A 17,962-nucleotide genomic window follows, 5' to 3' on the forward strand; every position below is an offset into this window, starting at 1 on the left:
GGTCATTTTTGACGACGAAAAGCTGTCTTCTCGACACTTTTCGACACTCGGTTCTCAGGCAACGTTTGCGGAAGGGTTTCCGGCGATCAGCTGTTTCAGGTCGACCGGTAAGTCGTGTTCAACCGCGTGATAAAGCCCGTTGTAAACCGGCGCGATTTTCTCCAGATAGTGTTCAAGCACCTGCTGGCGATCGCGGTTGCTGACGTAGCCATCGACCATGCCGTCAGCCATCAGTTGCGCTTGCGCAATACACTGTTTTTCACCCTCTTTGTTCTCGACGTAGTACTCAATGGTGTGGCTGTTAAAGCTGTCTGCCAGGGTGACAAAGACCGTGAAGTGGCCGAAGAGGACAAAGCGCATATCGCCTTGCGCCGCACAACTCATCGCATGATGCAGACGCGCTTTTGACAGGGTGATCCCCTGAACCAGAGAGTTGCAGTAGAGGTGCCACTGCTCCTGTAGCTGCTGGTGGCGCTGTGCGATGTAATCCGCTTTTTCGCTGATTTCCCAAATAGTCATAAAAGGTATCCGGTTAATGGAGATAGCGGCTGTTAAGCAGATTCCGTGCCAGTTTTTAATTAACTGATTTTATTGATCTTTAATTTCAAAACTGCTGTCAACGCGGCGGTGTCGACGTGTCATTTCGACAGCATTGACATCGTCACGCCCTGACAAAATCCAGGCTGGCACTGTTATTGCATTACCGGGGCAATTCATTGAGGAGGCGTCATGCACGAAATCACCCTCTGCCAGCGAGCGCTTGAACTTATCGAACAGCAGGCAGTGCAAAACCACGCGAAACGCGTCACCGGCGTCTGGCTGAAGATCGGGGCATTTTCCTGCGTCGAGACCAGCGCCCTGACCTTCTGTTTTGAGCTGGTATGCCGCGGCACGCTGGCGGAAGGCTGCGAGCTGCATATCGACGAGCAGCAGGCGGAGTGCTGGTGCGAGCAGTGTCAGCAGTACGTCACGCTGCTCTCCTCAAAGGTTCAGCGCTGTCCGCAGTGCCAGCGTACCGGGCTGCGGATCGTGGCGGATGACGGTATGCAGATCCAACGCCTCGAAATCGAGAAGGAGTAATGTATGTGTAGTACCTGCGGTTGCGCCGAAGGCAACCTGTATATAGAAGGGGACGAACACCGCCCCCACTCCGCGTTTCGCTCCGCGCCCTTTTCCCCTGCCCCGCGTCTTGCGGCAGTTTTGACCGGCATTACCTTTGCGCCGCAACGCTCCGACGCGGGCGACCTGCACTACGGCCACGGCGAAGCGGGCACTCATGCGCCGGGCATGAGCCAGCGGCAGATGCTGGACGTCGAGATCAACGTGCTGGACAAAAATAACCAGCTCGCGGCCCGCAATCGCGCGCGCTTTGCCGCCCGCAAACAGCTGGTGCTGAACCTGGTCTCCAGCCCGGGTTCAGGCAAAACCACGCTGTTAACAGAAACACTCAAGCGCCTGAACAAACGCGTCTCTTGCGCGGTGATCGAGGGCGATCAGCAGACCGTAAACGATGCCGCGCGCATTCGTGAAACCGGCACCCCGGCGATTCAGGTCAACACGGGCAAAGGCTGCCATCTGGATGCGCAGATGATTGCTGATGCCGCACCGCGTTTGCCGTTTGAAGAGAGCGGCATCCTGTTTATTGAAAACGTCGGTAACCTCGTGTGCCCGGCGAGCTTTGACCTCGGCGAGCGCCACAAAGTCGCGGTGCTCTCCGTCACCGAAGGGGAAGACAAGCCGCTGAAGTACCCGCATATGTTTGCCGCCGCCTCCCTGATGTTGCTGAACAAAGTCGACCTGCTGCCGTACCTGAATTTCGACGTGGAGAAATGCCTGGCGTATGCCCGCGAAGTGAATCCGGAGATTGCGATCGTGCTGGTCTCCGCCACGCGCGGCGACGGCATGGACGCATGGCTAAACTGGCTGGAGAGCGAACGATGTGCATAGGCGTACCCGGACAAATTCAGGCAATCGACGGTAACCAGGCCAGGGTGGAGGTCTGCGGTATATTGCGCGATGTGGATCTGACGCTGGTGGGCAGTACCGATGAAACCGGCGCGTCACGTCTCGGCCAGTGGGTGCTGGTCCATGTGGGCTTTGCAATGAGCGTGATTAACGAAGCGGAGGCCCGCGACACGCTGGATGCGCTGCAAAACATGTTTGACGTGGAGCCTGACGTGGGCGCCCTGCTGTACGGCGAGGAGCGGTAGCACATGCGTTACGTTGATGAATACCGCGCGCCAGAACAGGTACTGCAGCTTATCGGGCACCTGAAAACACGGGCGGCGCTGCTGAACAACACGAAAGAAAGGCCGCTGCGGATCATGGAGGTATGCGGCGGACACACGCACGCCATCTTCAAATTTGGCCTCGACCAGCTACTGCCAGATAACATCGAGTTTATCCACGGCCCCGGCTGCCCGGTCTGCGTGTTGCCAATGGGCCGCATCGACAGCTGTATTGAAATTGCCAGCCAGCCTGACGTCATTTTCTGTACCTTTGGCGATGCGATGCGCGTGCCGGGGAAAAATGGCTCGCTGCTGCAGGCGAAAGCGCGCGGTGCGGACGTGCGGATCGTCTACTCGCCAATGGATGCCCTGACGCTGGCGAGGGATAACCCTGAGCGCAACGTCGTCTTTTTTGGGCTGGGTTTTGAAACCACTATGCCCGCGACGGCCATTACGCTGCAGCAGGCCAAAGCCCGCAACGTCACTAATTTTTTCTTTTTCTGTCAGCACATCACGCTCATTCCCACGCTGCGCAGCCTGCTGGAGGAGCCGGATAACGGTATCGACGCCTTTCTGGCGCCGGGACACGTCAGCATGGTGATTGGCACAGACGCCTACGGTTTCATCTCTGAACAGTACAATCGTCCGTTAGTGGTCGCTGGTTTCGAGCCACTTGATCTACTGCAAGGTGTGACCATGCTGGTTAAGCAGAAAATAGCGGCCCTGAGTGCGGTCGAAAACCAGTACCGCCGCGTGGTGCCCGATGCGGGGAATGAACGGGCCCAGCAGGCCATTGCCGACGTGTTTAGCGTTGAAGGCGACAGCGAGTGGCGCGGTCTGGGGCTGATTGCCGAATCCGGCGTGCGCCTCACGCCTGCCTATCGCGCGTTTGATGCCGAAGCGCATTTCCGCCCGCAGCCGCAGCAGGTGTGCGACGATCCCCGTTCTCGCTGTGGCGACGTGCTCACCGGTAAGTGTAAACCTCATCAATGCCCGTTATTTGGCAACACCTGTAACCCGCAAACCGCGTTTGGCGCGCTGATGGTCTCCTCCGAAGGGGCATGCGCCGCGTGGTATCAATATCGCAACCAGGAGTGTGAAGCATGAACACGGTGGAAATGGCGCACGGAAGCGGTGGGCAGGCGATGCAGCAGTTGATTAACCGGCTGTTTATGGAGGCTTTTAACAACCCCTGGCTCGCCGAGCAGGAAGACCAGGCGCGCATCGCGCTCTCGACACTCACTGCCCAGGGCGACAGGCTAGCGTTCTCCACCGACAGCTACGTCATTGACCCGCTGTTTTTCCCGGGCGGTGATATCGGCAAGCTCGCCATCTGCGGCACGGCCAACGACGTTGCCGTCAGCGGCGCCATTCCGCGCTACCTCTCCTGCGGGTTTATCCTTGAAGAGGGGCTGCCGATGGAGACGCTCACGGCGGTGGTCAACAGCATGGCACAGACGGCGCGCGAGGCGGGGATCGCTGTCGTCACCGGCGATACCAAAGTGGTTCAGCGCGGCGCCGCCGACAAACTGTTTATCAACACAGCCGGGATGGGCGCGATCCCCGCCGACATCCACTGGGGCGCACAGCAACTTAGCGTGGGCGACGTTCTGCTGGTGAGCGGCACGCTGGGATGCCATGGCGCGACGATTCTTAATCTGCGCGAAGGGTTAGGGCTGGACGGCGAACTGCGTAGCGACTGTGCAGTGCTTACCCCGCTTATTCAGACGCTGCGCGCCATTCCTGGTGTGAAAGCCCTGCGCGACGCCACCCGTGGCGGCGTGAATGCCGTCGTCCACGAGTTCGCCGTAAGCTGCGGGTGCGGGATTGAACTGACCGAGCGTGGTCTGCCTGTCAAACCCGCCGTACGCGGGCTGTGCGAGCTGCTAGGGCTTGATCCCCTCAACTTTGCGAACGAAGGCAAGCTGGTGATCGGCGTTGAACGCGCAGCGGCGGAATCTGTCCTGGCCGGGCTGCGGTCGCATCCATTAGGGAAAGATGCCGCCATCATTGGGGAAGTGGTTGAGCGCAGAGGGGTGCGCCTGACCGGGCTTTACGGCGTGAAGCGCACACTGGATCTGCCGCACGCTGAACCATTACCCCGAATTTGCTAGAACCGCGCCATAAGCGGTCAGCACTGAATGTCTCTTTTCTGCCAGTTTCAATTGGAAAGCAATAATGCCGTATACACCGATGAGCGATCTTGGACAGCAGGGCCTGTTTGATATCACGCGCACACTTTTACAGCAGCCCGATCTCAGCGCGCTAAGCGATGCTTTGACGCGACTGGTCAGGCAATCAGCCCTGGCAGACAGCGCCGGAATTGTGCTCTGGCATAGCGGAACGCAACGCGCGAGCTACTACTCAACGCGTGATAATGGCAAAACGTTTGAATACGAAGATGAAACGTATCTGGCGCATGGTCCGGTGCGCCGCATTCTCTCCCGTCCGGAGGCCCTGCACTGCAATTTTGAGGAGTTCAGGATGGCGTGGCCGCGGCTTGCCGGGAGCAACCTCTATCAGCCTTTTGGCCACTACAGCATGCTGCCGCTGGCGGCGGAGGGCCATATCTTTGGCGGCTGCGAGTTCATCCGCACGACCGACCGGCCCTGGAGCGAAGCGGAGTACGAGCGTCTGCACACCTTTACCCAGATTGTGGCCGTGGTGGCAGAGCAGATCCAAAGTCGCGTCACCAATAACGTGGATTACGACCTGCTGAGCCGCGAGCGCGATAACTTCCGCATCCTGGTGGCAATCACTAACGCCGTGCTGTCACGTCTCGATATGGATGAGCTGGTCAGCGAAGTCTCAAAAGAGATCCACCACTATTTCAAAATCGACGCTATCAGTATTGCGCTGCGGGGGCATCGCAAGGGCAAGCTGAATATCTATTCCACGCACTATCTCGATGAAGCCAACCCGGCGCATGAGCAAAGTGAAGTGGATGAAGCGGGCACCCTTTCTGAACGGGTATTCAAAAGCAAAGAGATCCTCCTGCTTAACCTGAGCGAACAGGATCCGGTGGCGCCGTATGAGCGAATGCTGTTTAACACCTGGGGCAATAAGATCCAGACCCTGTGCCTGCTACCGCTGATGTCCGGCAACACCATGCTTGGCGTGCTGAAACTGGCGCAGTGTGATGAAGCCGTGTTTACCACCGCCAACCTGAAGCTGCTGCGTCAGATTGCCGAGCGTATCTCCATCGCGCTGGATAACGCCCTCGCCTATCAGGAGATCCATCGCCTGAAAGAGCGGCTGGTGGACGAGAACCTGGCCCTGACCGAGCAGCTTAATAATGTGGACAGCGAGTTTGGCGAAATCATCGGGCGCAGCGATGCGATGTACAGCGTCCTCAAGCAGGTGGAAATGGTGGCGCAGAGCGACAGCACGGTGCTGATTTTGGGTGAAACCGGCACGGGTAAAGAGCTGATTGCCAGAGCCATCCACAACCTGAGCAATCGCAACAGCCGCCGGATGGTGAAGATGAACTGCGCGGCGATGCCTGCGGGCCTGCTGGAAAGTGACCTCTTCGGCCACGAGCGCGGCGCATTTACCGGGGCCAGCAGCCAGCGCCTGGGGCGTTTTGAACTGGCCGATAAAAGCTCGCTGTTCCTCGACGAAGTGGGCGATATGCCGCTGGAGTTGCAGCCTAAACTGCTGCGCGTCTTGCAGGAGCAGGAGTTTGAGCGCCTTGGCAGCAACAAGCTTATCCAGACTGACGTGCGGCTGATTGCCGCCACCAACCGCGACCTGAAAAAAATGGTCGCCGACCGCGAATTCAGAAGCGATCTCTATTATCGCCTGAACGTCTTCCCGATCTGCCTGCCCCCGCTGCGCGAACGTCCGGAAGATATCCCCCTGCTGGTAAAAGCCTTTACCGCGAAGATCGCCCGCCGAATGGGGCGAAATATTGACAGTATTCCTGCCGAAACGCTACGCACCCTCTCGTCGATGGAGTGGCCGGGTAACGTCCGCGAACTGGAAAACGTCATTGAGCGTGCGGTGCTGCTCACGCGTGGCAATGTGCTGCAACTCTCCCTGCCGGAGGTTTCTCTGCCTGAAACGACCGTGACCGCAGCCGAGATCGCAAAAGAGGGAGAAGATGAATATCAGCTCATTATGCGCGTGCTGAAAGAGACGAACGGCGTGGTTGCCGGCCCGAAAGGGGCTGCCCAGCGTTTAGGCTTAAAACGCACGACCCTGCTGTCGCGCATGAAGCGCCTCGGGATTGATAAAGAGAACCTGCTGTAAGTCCGCAATCTGGCGGTGTTATTCTGGCACCGCCTTTTGTCACCCTGCGCAATTGTCCCTCATTGACACAAAATCGTTTCCTCTGTATAAAATTCCGCCTTAATAATGAGTTTCATTTGCATCAAAAAATAATTTTAATGAAGGGTAGCGTTTAATGAAAAAGGTCATCTGCGCGTTGGGCCTGGCGATTGCGTCGGTCAGTTCTGCTCTGGCAACCACATATCCTCTGACCATTGAAAACTGTGGTTATAAAGAGACCTTCACCAAAGCGCCGGAACGCGTCGTGGCCCTGGGTCAGAATACCGTCGAAATTTTGCTCCTGCTCGGCCTGCAGGATAAGGTGAAGGCCAGCGCCTTCTGGCCGACCAAAGTGCTGCCGCAGCTGGCTGAACAGAACGCAAAAATCAAAACCCTGACGGTAGAAATCCCTACGCTTGAATCTATCCTTGCGCAAAACCCTGATTTTGTACCTGCCCAGCTTCCTCTGTTACTTGGGCCTGAGAGTAAGGTCGCAAAACGTGAAGATTTGGCGACCGTCGGTGTGAATAGCTACGTCTCACCGGGCATGTGCGCGACCAAAAAAGCCACAGGAGATATGTACGGCAGCCGCCAGAAGCTGTGGGACATGACCTATCTCTATAAGGAGATTGAGGATTTTGCCAAAATCTTTAACGTGGAAGATCGCGGCCAGGCCGTCATTGCCGATTTCAAAAAACGTGAGGCTGACCTGCGCCAGGAGTTTGGTAAAAACAAAAAGGACCTCTCCTTTGTTTTCTGGTTCTCAAGCTCCTCTCCTTCGGCTGATGCTTACGTCGGCGGTAAAAACAGCGCCTCCGGATTTATTGCCAACGTGCTGGGCGGGCACAACGCCATTACATCTGAAACCGAATGGCCAACCGTGGGCTGGGAAAGCATTATTGCCGCTAATCCGGATGTGATTGTGGTCTCCAGTCTGGACCGTAACCGCTGGGCGCTGGATAACGCGGAAGAAAAAATCAAATTCCTGAAAAACGATCCTGCCGTCAGCCAGCTTGATGCCGTCAAAAAAGGCCATATCGTGGTGATGGACGGCCAGGCGATGAACCCAACGATTCGTACAATTTACGGTGCTGAACAGGTGGGTGAACAGCTCAGAAAACTGGGGCTGAACTGATGACAGCCGCTGTACTTCAGGCCCGCCAGGGCCTGTTCCTGACCACGTCTGCTCTGCTTGCCATTGTACTGTTGTTTCTGGTCATCGCCCTTGGCGTCAGCGTCGGTGAACTGTCCATCCCGCTGGATAACGTGTTTTATGCTATCAGCAATAAAATGGGGCTCACCGAGGTTCCGCTCAACCGCATCTATGAGAGCGTTATCTGGGACTTTCGTCTGAGCCGTGCGCTGGTTGCTGCCTGCTGTGGCGCCGGGCTAGCCATCTGCGGTGCCGTCCTGCAAAGTCTGTTGAAGAACGCGCTGGCGGAACCCTATGTTCTCGGCGTGTCTGCGGGGGCCTCAACCGGGGCGGTTTCCGTCGTGGTGCTGGGTGTGGGAACGGGAGCCGTTTCGCTGTCTGCGGGGGCCTTCGCGGGTGCCTTCGCCGCCTTTGCATTTGTCGCTTTTCTGACGAACGGCGCACGCGGCGGCAATGAACGCACTATTCTGGCAGGCGTTGCGGCTTCGCAGTTGTTCAATGCCATTACCGCCTACACCATCAGCACGTCAGCCAGCGCACAGCAGGCGCGAGATGTCATGTTCTGGCTGCTGGGCAGCTTCAGCGGCGTACGCTGGCCGGAATTCCAGCTGGTACTGGTGGTGGTCCTGCTGGGGTTAGCCGTTTGCCTCTACTATTCCCGGGCGCTGGATGCCTTTACGTTTGGTGACGACGCTGCCGCATCGCTGGGGATTGCCGTTCCCTGGGTACGCCTGGCGTTATTTATCACGACCGCACTGATTACCGCGACCATCGTCAGTATGGCAGGCTCCATCGGCTTTGTGGGGCTGGTGGTTCCGCACGTCATGCGTTTCCTGTTCGGACCTTTGCATCGCACGCTGCTCATTGCCAGCGCGCTGGCCGGGGCGATCCTGATGGTGCTGGCAGACATTGCCTCACGCATGCTGATTGCGCCGCAAAGCCTGCCCGTCGGCGTAGTGACCGCACTGGTGGGCGTTCCCTTCTTTGCCGTGATTATTTACCGTTCAAGGAATAAGTGATGAGTATCTGCGCTGAAAATATTACCTGGAAGGTCGGCAAAAAGGCGATCGTCAATGACGTCTCGCTGAAGGTCTCCCGGGGGGAAACCGTCGGCCTGCTGGGCCCAAACGGCTGCGGAAAATCGTCTCTTTTGCGTATCCTCGCGGGACTGCGTCGCCCGGATGCGGGCCGCGTGACGCTGGACGGGCAGGACATCTCCCGCATCGCCAAAAAGCAGCTTGCCCGCCGGGTAGCGTTCGTTGAGCAGCACGGGATGACCGACGCCAACATGCGCGTTCGCGACGTGGTGAAACTTGGACGAATTCCGCACCACTCCGCTTTTTCCAACTGGAGCACGCACGATGACGAGACCGTCACGGCGGCACTGCAACGCGTGGATATGCTGGATAAAAGCGACCAGGGCTGGCTGAGCCTCTCCGGCGGAGAGCGCCAGCGGGTGCACATTGCCCGCGCGCTGGCCCAGACCCCAACGGAAATCCTGCTGGACGAACCGACCAACCACCTGGACATTCATCATCAGATGCAGCTGATGCAGTTGATCAGCGAATTACCGGTCACCAGCATTGTCGCTATCCACGATCTTAACCACGCCTCGATGTTCTGCGACTCGCTGATTGTGATGCAGAAGGGGCAAATTGTGGCGACGGGGACACCTCAGGACATCTTATCTGAGTCGTTGCTCTGGGATGTTTTCCGGGTCAAAACCAAAATTGAGATCTCGCCGTTCCATGGCAAAAAGCACATCCACTTTATCGTTTAGGGGCGCGTAAATCACAATGCTCCTTCGCACAGCCGCCACGCTCTGGCCGCCCGTCTTACTGGGTAGCCAGTTTGTTTTCAACATTGGCTTTTACGCCGTCGTTCCTTTCCTGGCGATATTCCTGCGCGACGACATGCTGCTCTCCGGCGGACTGATCGGGCTGATTCTGGGCCTGCGCACCTTCTCCCAGCAGGGGATGTTTATCGTTGGCGGTGCCCTCTCGGACCGGTTTGGCGCGAAAGTGGTTATCCTCAGCGGCTGTATTGTTCGTGTTTCAGGTTATCTGCTGCTGGCCTTCGGGGAATCGCTCTCGCCGATTATTGTGGGCGCATGTCTGACGGGCATCGGCGGCGCATTATTTTCCCCTTCGATTGAGGCATTGCTGGCCAAAGCGGGCACGCACAGTGAGGCGAAAGGGACACGAAGCCGGGCGGAGTGGTTTGCACTGTTTGCAGTCTGCGGGGAACTCGGCGCGGTACTGGGCCCGGTTGCTGGCGCCCTGTTAACGGGGCTTGGCTTCCGCCAGGTGGCGCTGGCGGGTGCAGGGGTCTTTATTATTGCGTTAGTGGTGCTCTACTTCTGCCTTCCTGCTTCTGGCCGCCGTTCGCAAACGCTTAAAATACAGCCCTGGTGGACAACCTTCCGCCAGCCTCGCTTCGTCGCCTTCATCATTGCCTATAGCTCATGGCTGTTAAGCTACAACCAGCTTTATCTGGCGCTGCCGGTGGAGATCCAGCGATCTGGTGGTAACGAGAAAGATCTCGGTCCGCTTTTTATGCTCGCCTCCATGCTGATCATTACCTTACAGCTGCCGCTGGCACGCTTTGCCCGCCGCGTGGGCGCGGTGAGGATCCTGCCGGTGGGCTTTTTGCTGCTTTCTACGGCCTTTGCGAGCGTAGCGATGTTTGCAGCGACTGAACCGCCGGAGGGCTGGTTGCGGTTGCTGCCGTCGGTCTTATTTGTCACGTTACTGACGCTGGGACAAATGCTGCTGGTCCCCTCGGCAAAAGATCTCATTCCGCGGTTCGCCGAGGAATCAACGTTGGGGGCGCATTATGGTGCTCTCGCCACCGCCGGAGGGATTGCGGTACTGGCGGGAAATTTGTTGTTTGGCAGTCTGCTGGATCGCGCGCTGGTGCCTTCGGCTCAGGCAATATACCCCTGGCTGCTGCTGGCCCTCTTCCCGTTGTGCAGCGCCCTGGCCCTGCAGGTAATTTGCCGCCCGCTGCGAAGCTGAACGGCTCACTTTTTCGGGCGATACTTTTCCGGTAATTCCGGCACCGGACGACGATCGTCAATCAGATGACGAACGGTCAGGACAGGATGACGCCATAACATGCGTGGCCCCGCCCAGCGCATAATCTGCTTCATCTCTTCCCGCTTTGCGGGCTGGTAGCAGTGTACCGGACACTGTTTACAGGCAGGCTTTTCTTCACCAAAAACACACTTATCCAGGCGCTTATCGGCATACGCGTTCAGCGCCTGATAATGCCCCTCTTCCCGAGACGCCTGCGGGCACTGCTTTTCAAACAACGCGATCATTTTCGCGATAGTCTCTTTTTCTCGTGATATGCGTTTACCGGACATAGCGACTTACCGATTAATAAGATGCATCAATAATACTCTTTTAAACCCTGAATTTCAGTTGTTGCATTCCGTTTTCTGAAGCCTGATTCCAGCATTAATGCTACACCTCCTGAAAATCACGGGTATTTTATACAGGCATCAGGAGTGACCGTTGTCCGTATTGTCTGGAGGTTCTATGCAAGAGATCGCGACTGGCAAACCCTACCGCCATTTAAAAGTGGGATATTTCAGAAAACGTCACGAGGATCGAAAAACTAAGATACCTAAGCGTTACAGCGTACATGCGGCGTTGAGCTTAAAAGGGGACTGGCTTGAAAAGGCGGGCTTTACTACCAACGCCCAGGTCAGGGTGGGCGTGGAACATGGCAAAATTGTCATCGAGTTGATGCCGGAAGGCACCTCGTAAAGCCGCGACATTTTTCTGCGACATCGCTTTTTTTCATGCGACAATAGCAGGAACTAACGGCCACTGAGCCGCTCAAAACGGTTTCTTTTCAAAGAAATGGACATCATAACTCCATGAGCACAATCGACAATTTCGACGCACATACGCCGATGATGCAGCAGTATCTGAAGCTGAAAGCACAGCATCCGGAAATCCTGCTGTTTTACCGTATGGGCGATTTTTACGAGCTGTTTTATGACGATGCCAAACGTGCATCGCAGTTGCTCGACATTTCGCTGACCAAACGTGGCGCATCGGCAGGTGAGCCCATCCCGATGGCAGGCATCCCGCACCATGCGGTAGAGAACTACCTGGCCAAACTGGTCAATCAGGGAGAATCCGTCGCCATTTGCGAACAGATTGGCGATCCGGCGACGTCGAAGGGGCCGGTTGAACGCAAAGTCGTGCGCATCGTCACGCCAGGTACCATCAGTGATGAAGCCCTGCTTCAGGAGCGCCAGGATAACCTGCTGGCGGCGCTGTGGCAGGACGGCAAAGGGTTTGGTTATGCCACACTGGACATCAGCTCCGGGCGTTTTCGTCTGAGTGAACCCGCTGACCGTGAAACGATGGCTGCCGAATTGCAGCGCACCAACCCGGCCGAGCTGCTCTATGCCGAAGATTTCGCCGAGATGGCGCTGATTGAAGGTCGCCGAGGTTTACGCCGTCGCCCGCTGTGGGAATTCGAAATAGATACCGCGCGCCAGCAGCTGAATCTGCAGTTTGGCACCCGCGACTTGATCGGTTTTGGCGTTGAAAATGCGCCGCGCGGGTTGTGTGCAGCAGGTTGCCTGCTGCAATACGTGAAAGACACCCAACGCACCGCCCTGCCGCATATCCGTTCTATCACCATGGAGCGCCAGCAGGACAGCATCATCATGGATGCCGCCACGCGCCGCAACCTGGAGATCACGCAGAACCTGGCGGGTGGCATAGAAAATACCCTCGCGTCGGTCCTCGACAGCACGGTGACGCCGATGGGGAGCCGTATGCTGAAACGCTGGCTGCATATGCCCATTCGCGATACGAATACGCTTGTCTGCCGTCAACAGACGATTGCCGCATTGCAGGATCGTTACACCGAGCTGCAGCCCGTTCTGCGTCAGGTGGGCGATCTCGAGCGTATCCTTGCCCGTCTGGCATTGCGCACCGCGCGCCCACGCGATCTCGCACGTATGCGTCATGCTTTCCAGCAGTTACCGGAACTGCGTGCTCAGTTGAGCGACGTTGACAGCGCTCCGGTTCAGAAACTCCGTGAAACGATGGGCGAGTTTACCGAGCTTCGCGAACTGCTGGAACGCGCCATTATCGATGCGCCTCCGGTTCTGGTGCGTGACGGCGGCGTCATTGCCCCTGGCTACAACGAGGAGCTGGACGAATGGCGTGCGCTGGCCGACGGTGCAACGGATTATCTTGATAAACTGGAAATCCGCGAGCGCGAGCGTCTTGGGCTCGACACCCTGAAAGTGGGGTATAACGCGGTACACGGTTACTATATTCAGATCAGCCGCGGGCAGAGCCATCTGGCACCAATTCACTACGTCCGTCGTCAGACGTTGAAAAACGCCGAGCGCTACATTATTCCCGAGCTGAAAGAGTACGAAGACAAAGTGCTCACCTCGAAAGGTAAAGCACTGGCGCTGGAAAAACAGCTGTATGAAGAGCTGTTTGACATGCTGATGCCACACCTGGCCGATCTGCAGCTTAGCGCCAGCGCGCTGGCGGAACTGGATGTGCTGGTGAACCTGGCTGAACGCGCGGAAACGCTGAACTATACCTGTCCGACCTTTACCGACAAGCCCGGTATCCGCATCACTGAAGGCCGTCACCCGGTGGTCGAGCAGGTACTGAATGAGCCGTTCATCGCCAACCCGCTGAACCTCTCGCCGCAGCGAAGAATGCTGATCATTACCGGGCCAAACATGGGCGGTAAAAGTACCTATATGCGCCAGACCGCTTTGATTGCGCTGCTCGCCTATATCGGCAGCTACGTCCCGGCGCAACACGTTGAGATTGGCCCTATCGACCGTATCTTTACCCGCGTCGGGGCGGCAGACGATCTGGCGAGCGGTCGCTCAACCTTTATGGTGGAGATGACCGAAACGGCTAACATTCTGCACAACGCGACGGAACACAGTCTGGTGCTGATGGACGAAGTCGGACGCGGAACATCAACCTACGATGGCCTGTCGTTGGCATGGGCCTGCGCTGAAAGCCTCGCGAACAAAATCAAAGCCATGACGCTGTTCGCCACCCATTACTTCGAGCTGACGCAGCTACCGGAGAAGATGGAAGGGGTGGCTAACGTCCACCTTGATGCGCTGGAACACGGCGATACCATCGCCTTCATGCACACGGTGCAGGACGGTGCGGCGAGCAAGAGCTATGGCCTGGCCGTCGCGGCGCTGGCTGGCGTACCGAAAGAGGTAATTAAGCGCGCGCGTCAGAAACTGCGTGAGCTGGAAAGCCTGTCACCGAATGCGGCGGCGACGCAGATTGATGGCACACAGATGTCGCTGCTGGTGCCTGCGGAAGAGACGTCACCTGCGGTGGAAGCACTGGAGAATCTCGACCCGGATTCACTGACGCCGCGTCAGGCGCTGGAGTGGATTTATCGGTTGAAGAGTCTGGTTTAGTTCTCTGCGGTCTTTATTGCCCGGTGGCGCTGCGCTTACCGGGCCTACGGGTTTTGTAGGCCGGGTAAGGCGAAGCCGCCACCCGGCTTTTTTTACAGCAGCGGCGGGATCGTCGGCACCTGCGGTGCCTCGTCAATATCCTTCTGCGTCATACGAAACGCTTCCGGATAATGTTCACGGCTGGTGCGGCGCAGCGGCTCGGTATCGCGCCAGGTATAGAGACAATGCTGGCACTGATAAACCGTCCAGACCCCCTTCACGGGTGATGTCGCCATCACTTCAATATGTTCATCGGCACAACGTGGACAAATCATCTTTTCCTCCTTATTGACGTGCTGCCAGCATCGCGGTCAGTTTTTCAGCCCAGGCTTTGGTCTCAGGCAGATCCTGTACCGGCTGGCTATAGTGGCCTCGGGTGTCCGGGGCGACAGGCGTCGTCGCATCAATAATCAGTTTGTCGGTAATGCCCGCCGGGCTGGAGCCTGGGTCGAGTTCAAGCACCGACATGTTCGGCAGTTGAACCAGATCGCCTGCCGGGTTGACCTTCGATGACAGCGCCCACATCACCTGCGGGAGGTTGAACGGGTCAACATCTTCATCCACCATAATCACCATCTTCACGTAGCCCAGGCCATGCGGCGTAGTCATGGCACGCAAACCGACCGCGCGGGCAAAACCGCCGTAACGCTTTTTGGTGGAGATAATCGCCAGCAAACCGTGGGTGTACATCGCGTTCACCGCCTGCACTTCCGGGAATTCGGCTTTCAGCTGCTGGTATAACGGCACGCAGGTGGCTGGGCCCATCAGATAGTCAATTTCGGTCCACGGCATACCGAGGTACAGGGATTCGAAAATCGGTTTCGTGCGATAAGAAACTTTATCAATACGTACCACCGTCATATTACGGCCACCGGAATAATGCCCGGTAAACTCTCCAAACGGCCCTTCGATTTCACGTTTACGACCTTCAATCACCCCTTCCAGGATCACTTCAGAGCCCCACGGTACATCGAAGCCGGTCAACGGTGCGGTGGCAATCGGGTATGGGCTTTCGCGCAGGGCACCCGCCATCTCATATTCTGACTGATCGTATTTCAGCGGCGTCGCGCCCATCAGGGTGATGATCGGATCGTTGCCGAGAGTAATTGCAATCGGCAGATCTTCCCCACGCTCTTCCGCTTTATGCAGATGCAAGGCGATATCGTGCATCGGCACCGGCTGCAGGCCGAGCTTGCGCTTACCTTTCACCTCCATGCGATAAATGCCGACGTTCTGCTTGCCGAAGTTATCCGGGTCAAGCGGATCGCGCGAAACAACGCACGCTTTGTCGAGATAAAAACCACCGTCTCCGTCATTCAGGCGAAACAGCGGCAGGATGTCGAACAGGTTGATGTCTTCACCGTCCACCGTATTCTCAGCCCAGGCCGGGTTGGCGCGGCGCTCCGGTGCGATGGGGAATTTATCCCAGCGGCGGATAAACTCGTCGATCTGTTTTTTCACCGGGGTATTCGCAGGCAGCCCCATCGAAATGGCGTGGTTCTGCCAGGAGCCGATGGTGTTCATCACCACGCGGGCATCGGTAAACCCGCGAATATTGTCAAACCACAGCGCGGGCGCACCGTCGCCAATGCGACCGGTGGCGTTGGCTGCCGCCGCCAGATCCGGCTCCGCATTCACCTCTTCCTCAATTTTCAGCAGTTGCCCTTGCTCATCGAGTGCCTGCAGAAAGCTTCTCAAATCATCAAATGCCATTTTTATTCTCCTGTGAAAAATCTTTCGCCTCCCGCAGCCCATTCCAGCGGCGTGCCTTTTTATGCTCCAGACCAAACTGGTCGAGCACGCGGGTCACGATATGCTGGGTGATGTCATCGGCGGTCTGCGGATGGTTGTAATACGCAGGCATGGGCGGCACCATCGCCACGCCCATTCGGGACAGCGCCAGCATGTTCTCCAGATGGATGGTGCTGAGCGGCGTTTCGCGGGGAACCAGCACCAGCTTGCGCCCCTCTTTCAACACCACATCCGCCGCACGGCCCACCAGCCCTTCGGCGTAGCCTGCGCGGATCCCCGCCAGCGTTTTCATGCTGCAGGGAATAACGATCATGCCGTCGGTACGAAACGACCCGGAGGAGATAGTGGCGGCCTGGTCAGCCGGGCTGTGGACAACGTCAGCCAGCGCAGCAACGTCCTGCGCGGTGTAAGGCGTTTCCAGCTCGATGGTGGTTTTAGCCCACTTCGACATCACCAGATGCGTTTCCACCTCAGGCATCTCCCGCAGCGCCTGCAGCAGCGCCACGCCCAGCGGAGCTCCCGTCGCCCCCGTCATTCCCACGATCAATCTCATTCATCACCTCAATTAATTTGTTCGTGTACGAACATTATAGGTAAACTACTCCCGGATCGTTTTTCTGACAAGATCGTTCGCATACGATCACACTAATTGCTAAAAAATGCCGCGTTATCATCCCGGGCTTTAGCGGCTATCATAGGGGGAGATTTTTTCCGTCGGAGTGTTCATGGAACTAAGACAAGAGGCGTTCCACCTGTTACGTCAGCTTTTTCAACAGCATACCGCGCAGTGGCAACATGCCTTACCGGAGCTGACCAAGCCGCAGTATGCGGTTATGCGTTCTGTTGCCGAGCATCCGGGCATTGAACAGGTGGCATTGACCGAAGTGGCAGTCAGTACGAAAGCGACCCTGGCGGAAATGCTGAGCCGCATGGAGGCGCGCGGGCTGGTCAAACGCGAGCATGACCCCGCCGATAAGCGCCGCCGGTTTGTCTTCCTGACACCAGAAGGCGAAGCCCTGCTTGAAGGCTGCAAACCTGTAAGCAATGAAGTAGATGAGGCATTTTTAGGGCGCCTGAGTCAGGCCGAGCGGGAGCAGTTCTCCGCGCTTATCAAGAAAATGATGCACGATTAATTCACGCTGGCACGCATAAAATCAATAAAGGTGCGTACTTTCGCCGGCACGTGCCGGGCATCCGGATAAACCGCGTAAATGCCCTGCCGCGCGAAGGTATATTCCGGTAAAACCGGCACCAGTTTTCCCGTATCCAGCGCATCGCGCACCAGCCATTCCGGCAGTAATGCCACTCCACCTCCGGCGAGTGCAAAGGCCATAAGAGCCTGCGCACTGTCGGCAAACAGGCGCGGCGCTTTTTTTATCTCCAGCGTGTCGGGCAAACCACCGGCATTTTTCACCTGCCAGCGCAGCGGCGAGGTTAAGCGCTCGTGGATAATCCAGTCCGCATGGGCAAGCTGCGCCAGCGATGCGATCGGATGAGTACCGAGCCACTCGGGTGTCGCAACGGGCAGGATCGAAAAGTGTGCGATCAATGCAGCGTGATAGCGTGAATCGGTAAGCGTTCCCAATCGGATAGCCACATCAAAGCGCTCTGAGATAAGGTCGGCATGCAGTGACGACGAAACATGACGCACGCGAAGATCCGGGTGCTGCTGGCTGAACCTTGCCAGCATCGGCACCACGACCTGTGAGCCATACTCAGGCGTGGTCGTGATCCGCAACTCCCCGGTGAGCCCGGCATGATTCGCGCGGACATCATCCTGCAACTGTTCTGCATCCTTCAGAAGCGCGACGCTGCGTTGATGAAAAAGGGTACCCGCGTCGGTTAACGTCAGGCGGCGGGTGGATCGCAGCAACAGGGTAACGCCCAGTTCGGCTTCGAGCTGACGAATATTGAAGCTGACCACGGCTTTTGTCAGCCCCATCGCCTCAGCTGCCGCAGTGAAACTGCCGGTGTCTGCCACCGCAACAAACATCTGCGTCCGCTGTAAGTTAATCATCATCACGCCTTTTACCGTCAAAATATTTTTGACAGTATATCGCGCTTTGTCTGGTT

The 17,962-nt window shown here is 57.2% G+C and carries 19 protein-coding genes; 13 read left to right on the plus strand and 6 right to left on the minus strand.

What is annotated here, in order from left to right; genetic code table 11:
• Positions 1–54: 54 nt before the first annotated feature.
• On the minus strand, positions 55–519 hold the full coding sequence (hycA, locus tag ACMGGM_RS08585) for a formate hydrogenlyase regulator HycA (protein WP_014885007.1): 465 nt from the start codon (positions 517–519) through the stop codon (positions 55–57).
• 210 nt (positions 520–729) lie between these two features.
• On the opposite strand from hycA, the gene hypA reads away from it, so the two are divergent.
• The 10 genes from hypA (at position 730) to ACMGGM_RS08635 (ending at position 10,667) form a co-directional block, all read left to right on the plus strand.
• Complete coding sequence (hypA, locus tag ACMGGM_RS08590) at positions 730–1,080, plus strand: hydrogenase maturation nickel metallochaperone HypA (protein WP_032635694.1); 351 nt, start codon at positions 730–732, stop codon at positions 1,078–1,080.
• A 3-nt stretch (positions 1,081–1,083) separates the two neighbouring features.
• Positions 1,084–1,947: a hydrogenase nickel incorporation protein HypB gene (gene hypB, locus ACMGGM_RS08595; RefSeq protein WP_063943620.1), complete on the plus strand. Its 864-nt coding sequence runs from the start codon at positions 1,084–1,086 to the stop codon at positions 1,945–1,947.
• Positions 1,938–2,210 (plus strand): HypC/HybG/HupF family hydrogenase formation chaperone, encoded by a 273-nt coding sequence (locus ACMGGM_RS08600; RefSeq protein WP_014885010.1) that lies wholly within the window; start codon positions 1,938–1,940, stop codon positions 2,208–2,210. The genes hypB and ACMGGM_RS08600 overlap by 10 nt, the downstream gene beginning before the upstream one ends.
• Before the next feature lie 3 nt (positions 2,211–2,213).
• Positions 2,214–3,335, plus strand: coding sequence for a hydrogenase formation protein HypD (hypD, locus tag ACMGGM_RS08605; protein WP_063943618.1), 1,122 nt, complete (start codon positions 2,214–2,216; stop codon positions 3,333–3,335).
• Entirely contained in the window at positions 3,332–4,342 is a 1,011-nt protein-coding gene (gene hypE / locus ACMGGM_RS08610) for a hydrogenase expression/formation protein HypE (RefSeq protein WP_045134142.1), read from the plus strand. The genes hypD and hypE overlap by 4 nt, the downstream gene beginning before the upstream one ends.
• A gap of 64 nt (positions 4,343–4,406) precedes the next feature.
• Entirely contained in the window at positions 4,407–6,479 is a 2,073-nt protein-coding gene (gene flhA / locus ACMGGM_RS08615; RefSeq protein WP_045134141.1) for a formate hydrogenlyase transcriptional activator FlhA, read from the plus strand.
• A gap of 154 nt (positions 6,480–6,633) precedes the next feature.
• The gene (locus ACMGGM_RS08620) at positions 6,634–7,632 is read left to right on the plus strand and encodes an ABC transporter substrate-binding protein (RefSeq protein ID WP_023331175.1); all 999 of its coding nucleotides are present in this window, start codon (positions 6,634–6,636) and stop codon (positions 7,630–7,632) included.
• Complete coding sequence (locus ACMGGM_RS08625; RefSeq protein ID WP_014885014.1) at positions 7,632–8,669, plus strand: FecCD family ABC transporter permease; 1,038 nt, start codon at positions 7,632–7,634, stop codon at positions 8,667–8,669. The genes ACMGGM_RS08620 and ACMGGM_RS08625 overlap by 1 nt, the downstream gene beginning before the upstream one ends.
• Positions 8,669–9,430, plus strand: a complete 762-nt coding sequence (locus tag ACMGGM_RS08630; RefSeq protein ID WP_014885015.1) for an ABC transporter ATP-binding protein — start codon at positions 8,669–8,671, stop codon at positions 9,428–9,430. The genes ACMGGM_RS08625 and ACMGGM_RS08630 overlap by 1 nt, the downstream gene beginning before the upstream one ends.
• Before the next feature lie 16 nt (positions 9,431–9,446).
• A complete protein-coding gene (locus tag ACMGGM_RS08635) occupies positions 9,447–10,667 on the plus strand; it encodes an MDR family MFS transporter (protein WP_072251843.1) in 1,221 nt (406 codons plus the stop codon).
• A gap of 5 nt (positions 10,668–10,672) precedes the next feature.
• On the opposite strand, the gene ACMGGM_RS08640 is transcribed toward ACMGGM_RS08635, so the two are convergent.
• Positions 10,673–11,017, minus strand: a complete 345-nt coding sequence (locus tag ACMGGM_RS08640; protein WP_014885017.1) for a nitrous oxide-stimulated promoter family protein — start codon at positions 11,015–11,017, stop codon at positions 10,673–10,675.
• Positions 11,018–11,192: 175 nt separating this feature from the next.
• On the opposite strand from ACMGGM_RS08640, the gene ACMGGM_RS08645 reads away from it, so the two are divergent.
• Together ACMGGM_RS08645 and mutS are read left to right on the plus strand one after the other, a co-directional pair.
• Positions 11,193–11,423, plus strand: a complete 231-nt coding sequence (locus ACMGGM_RS08645) for a SymE family type I addiction module toxin (protein ID WP_014885018.1) — start codon at positions 11,193–11,195, stop codon at positions 11,421–11,423.
• 113 nt (positions 11,424–11,536) lie between these two features.
• Complete coding sequence (gene mutS, locus ACMGGM_RS08650; RefSeq protein ID WP_023331179.1) at positions 11,537–14,098, plus strand: DNA mismatch repair protein MutS; 2,562 nt, start codon at positions 11,537–11,539, stop codon at positions 14,096–14,098.
• 92 nt (positions 14,099–14,190) lie between these two features.
• On the opposite strand, the gene ACMGGM_RS08655 is transcribed toward mutS, so the two are convergent.
• Genes ACMGGM_RS08655 through ACMGGM_RS08665 form a run of 3 tightly spaced genes read right to left on the minus strand, consistent with a single transcriptional unit; the run spans position 14,191 to position 16,442 of the window.
• Positions 14,191–14,412 (minus strand): non-oxidative hydroxyarylic acid decarboxylases subunit D, encoded by a 222-nt coding sequence (locus ACMGGM_RS08655; RefSeq protein WP_003862116.1) that lies wholly within the window; start codon positions 14,410–14,412, stop codon positions 14,191–14,193.
• Between the two features lie 10 nt (positions 14,413–14,422).
• Entirely contained in the window at positions 14,423–15,850 is a 1,428-nt protein-coding gene (locus ACMGGM_RS08660; protein ID WP_032635686.1) for a non-oxidative hydroxyarylic acid decarboxylases subunit C, read from the minus strand.
• Complete coding sequence (locus ACMGGM_RS08665; RefSeq protein ID WP_014885021.1) at positions 15,840–16,442, minus strand: non-oxidative hydroxyarylic acid decarboxylases subunit B; 603 nt, start codon at positions 16,440–16,442, stop codon at positions 15,840–15,842. The genes ACMGGM_RS08660 and ACMGGM_RS08665 overlap by 11 nt, the downstream gene beginning before the upstream one ends.
• A gap of 172 nt (positions 16,443–16,614) precedes the next feature.
• Between ACMGGM_RS08665 and ACMGGM_RS08670 the strand changes: the two genes are divergently transcribed.
• Positions 16,615–17,022 carry a MarR family winged helix-turn-helix transcriptional regulator gene (locus tag ACMGGM_RS08670; RefSeq protein WP_023331181.1) on the plus strand — a complete coding sequence of 136 codons (408 nt, stop codon included), beginning with the start codon at positions 16,615–16,617 and terminating at the stop codon, positions 17,020–17,022.
• On the opposite strand, the gene ACMGGM_RS08675 is transcribed toward ACMGGM_RS08670, so the two are convergent.
• Positions 17,019–17,906 carry a LysR family transcriptional regulator gene (locus ACMGGM_RS08675; protein ID WP_045134139.1) on the minus strand — a complete coding sequence of 296 codons (888 nt, stop codon included), beginning with the start codon at positions 17,904–17,906 and terminating at the stop codon, positions 17,019–17,021. The genes ACMGGM_RS08670 and ACMGGM_RS08675 overlap by 4 nt on opposite strands.
• Positions 17,907–17,962: the final 56 nt, after the last annotated feature.

Source organism: Enterobacter sp. BNK-14 (assembly GCF_047456095.1).
Classification (GTDB): Bacteria; Pseudomonadota; Gammaproteobacteria; order Enterobacterales; family Enterobacteriaceae; genus Enterobacter; species Enterobacter kobei.

What these genes read in the sequence shown, in the direction of transcription:
- ACMGGM_RS08670 (WP_023331181.1), top strand. Translation starts at nt 16,615, where the DNA reads ATGGAACTAAGACAAGAGGCGTTCCACCTGTTACGTCAGCTTTTTCAA.
- ACMGGM_RS08600 (WP_014885010.1), top strand. Translation starts at nt 1,938, where the DNA reads ATGTGCATAGGCGTACCCGGACAAATTCAGGCAATCGACGGTAACCAG.
- mutS (WP_023331179.1), top strand. Translation starts at nt 11,537, where the DNA reads ATGAGCACAATCGACAATTTCGACGCACATACGCCGATGATGCAGCAG.
- hypD (WP_063943618.1), top strand. Translation starts at nt 2,214, where the DNA reads ATGCGTTACGTTGATGAATACCGCGCGCCAGAACAGGTACTGCAGCTT.
- ACMGGM_RS08630 (WP_014885015.1), top strand. Translation starts at nt 8,669, where the DNA reads ATGAGTATCTGCGCTGAAAATATTACCTGGAAGGTCGGCAAAAAGGCG.
- flhA (WP_045134141.1), top strand. Translation starts at nt 4,407, where the DNA reads ATGCCGTATACACCGATGAGCGATCTTGGACAGCAGGGCCTGTTTGAT.
- hycA (WP_014885007.1), bottom strand. Translation starts at nt 519, where the DNA reads ATGACTATTTGGGAAATCAGCGAAAAAGCGGATTACATCGCACAGCGC.
- ACMGGM_RS08620 (WP_023331175.1), top strand. Translation starts at nt 6,634, where the DNA reads ATGAAAAAGGTCATCTGCGCGTTGGGCCTGGCGATTGCGTCGGTCAGT.
- ACMGGM_RS08655 (WP_003862116.1), bottom strand. Translation starts at nt 14,412, where the DNA reads ATGATTTGTCCACGTTGTGCCGATGAACATATTGAAGTGATGGCGACA.
- ACMGGM_RS08660 (WP_032635686.1), bottom strand. Translation starts at nt 15,850, where the DNA reads ATGGCATTTGATGATTTGAGAAGCTTTCTGCAGGCACTCGATGAGCAA.
- hypA (WP_032635694.1), top strand. Translation starts at nt 730, where the DNA reads ATGCACGAAATCACCCTCTGCCAGCGAGCGCTTGAACTTATCGAACAG.
- hypE (WP_045134142.1), top strand. Translation starts at nt 3,332, where the DNA reads ATGAACACGGTGGAAATGGCGCACGGAAGCGGTGGGCAGGCGATGCAG.
- ACMGGM_RS08635 (WP_072251843.1), top strand. Translation starts at nt 9,447, where the DNA reads ATGCTCCTTCGCACAGCCGCCACGCTCTGGCCGCCCGTCTTACTGGGT.
- ACMGGM_RS08625 (WP_014885014.1), top strand. Translation starts at nt 7,632, where the DNA reads ATGACAGCCGCTGTACTTCAGGCCCGCCAGGGCCTGTTCCTGACCACG.
- ACMGGM_RS08665 (WP_014885021.1), bottom strand. Translation starts at nt 16,442, where the DNA reads ATGAGATTGATCGTGGGAATGACGGGGGCGACGGGAGCTCCGCTGGGC.
- ACMGGM_RS08645 (WP_014885018.1), top strand. Translation starts at nt 11,193, where the DNA reads ATGCAAGAGATCGCGACTGGCAAACCCTACCGCCATTTAAAAGTGGGA.
- ACMGGM_RS08675 (WP_045134139.1), bottom strand. Translation starts at nt 17,906, where the DNA reads ATGATTAACTTACAGCGGACGCAGATGTTTGTTGCGGTGGCAGACACC.
- hypB (WP_063943620.1), top strand. Translation starts at nt 1,084, where the DNA reads ATGTGTAGTACCTGCGGTTGCGCCGAAGGCAACCTGTATATAGAAGGG.
- ACMGGM_RS08640 (WP_014885017.1), bottom strand. Translation starts at nt 11,017, where the DNA reads ATGTCCGGTAAACGCATATCACGAGAAAAAGAGACTATCGCGAAAATG.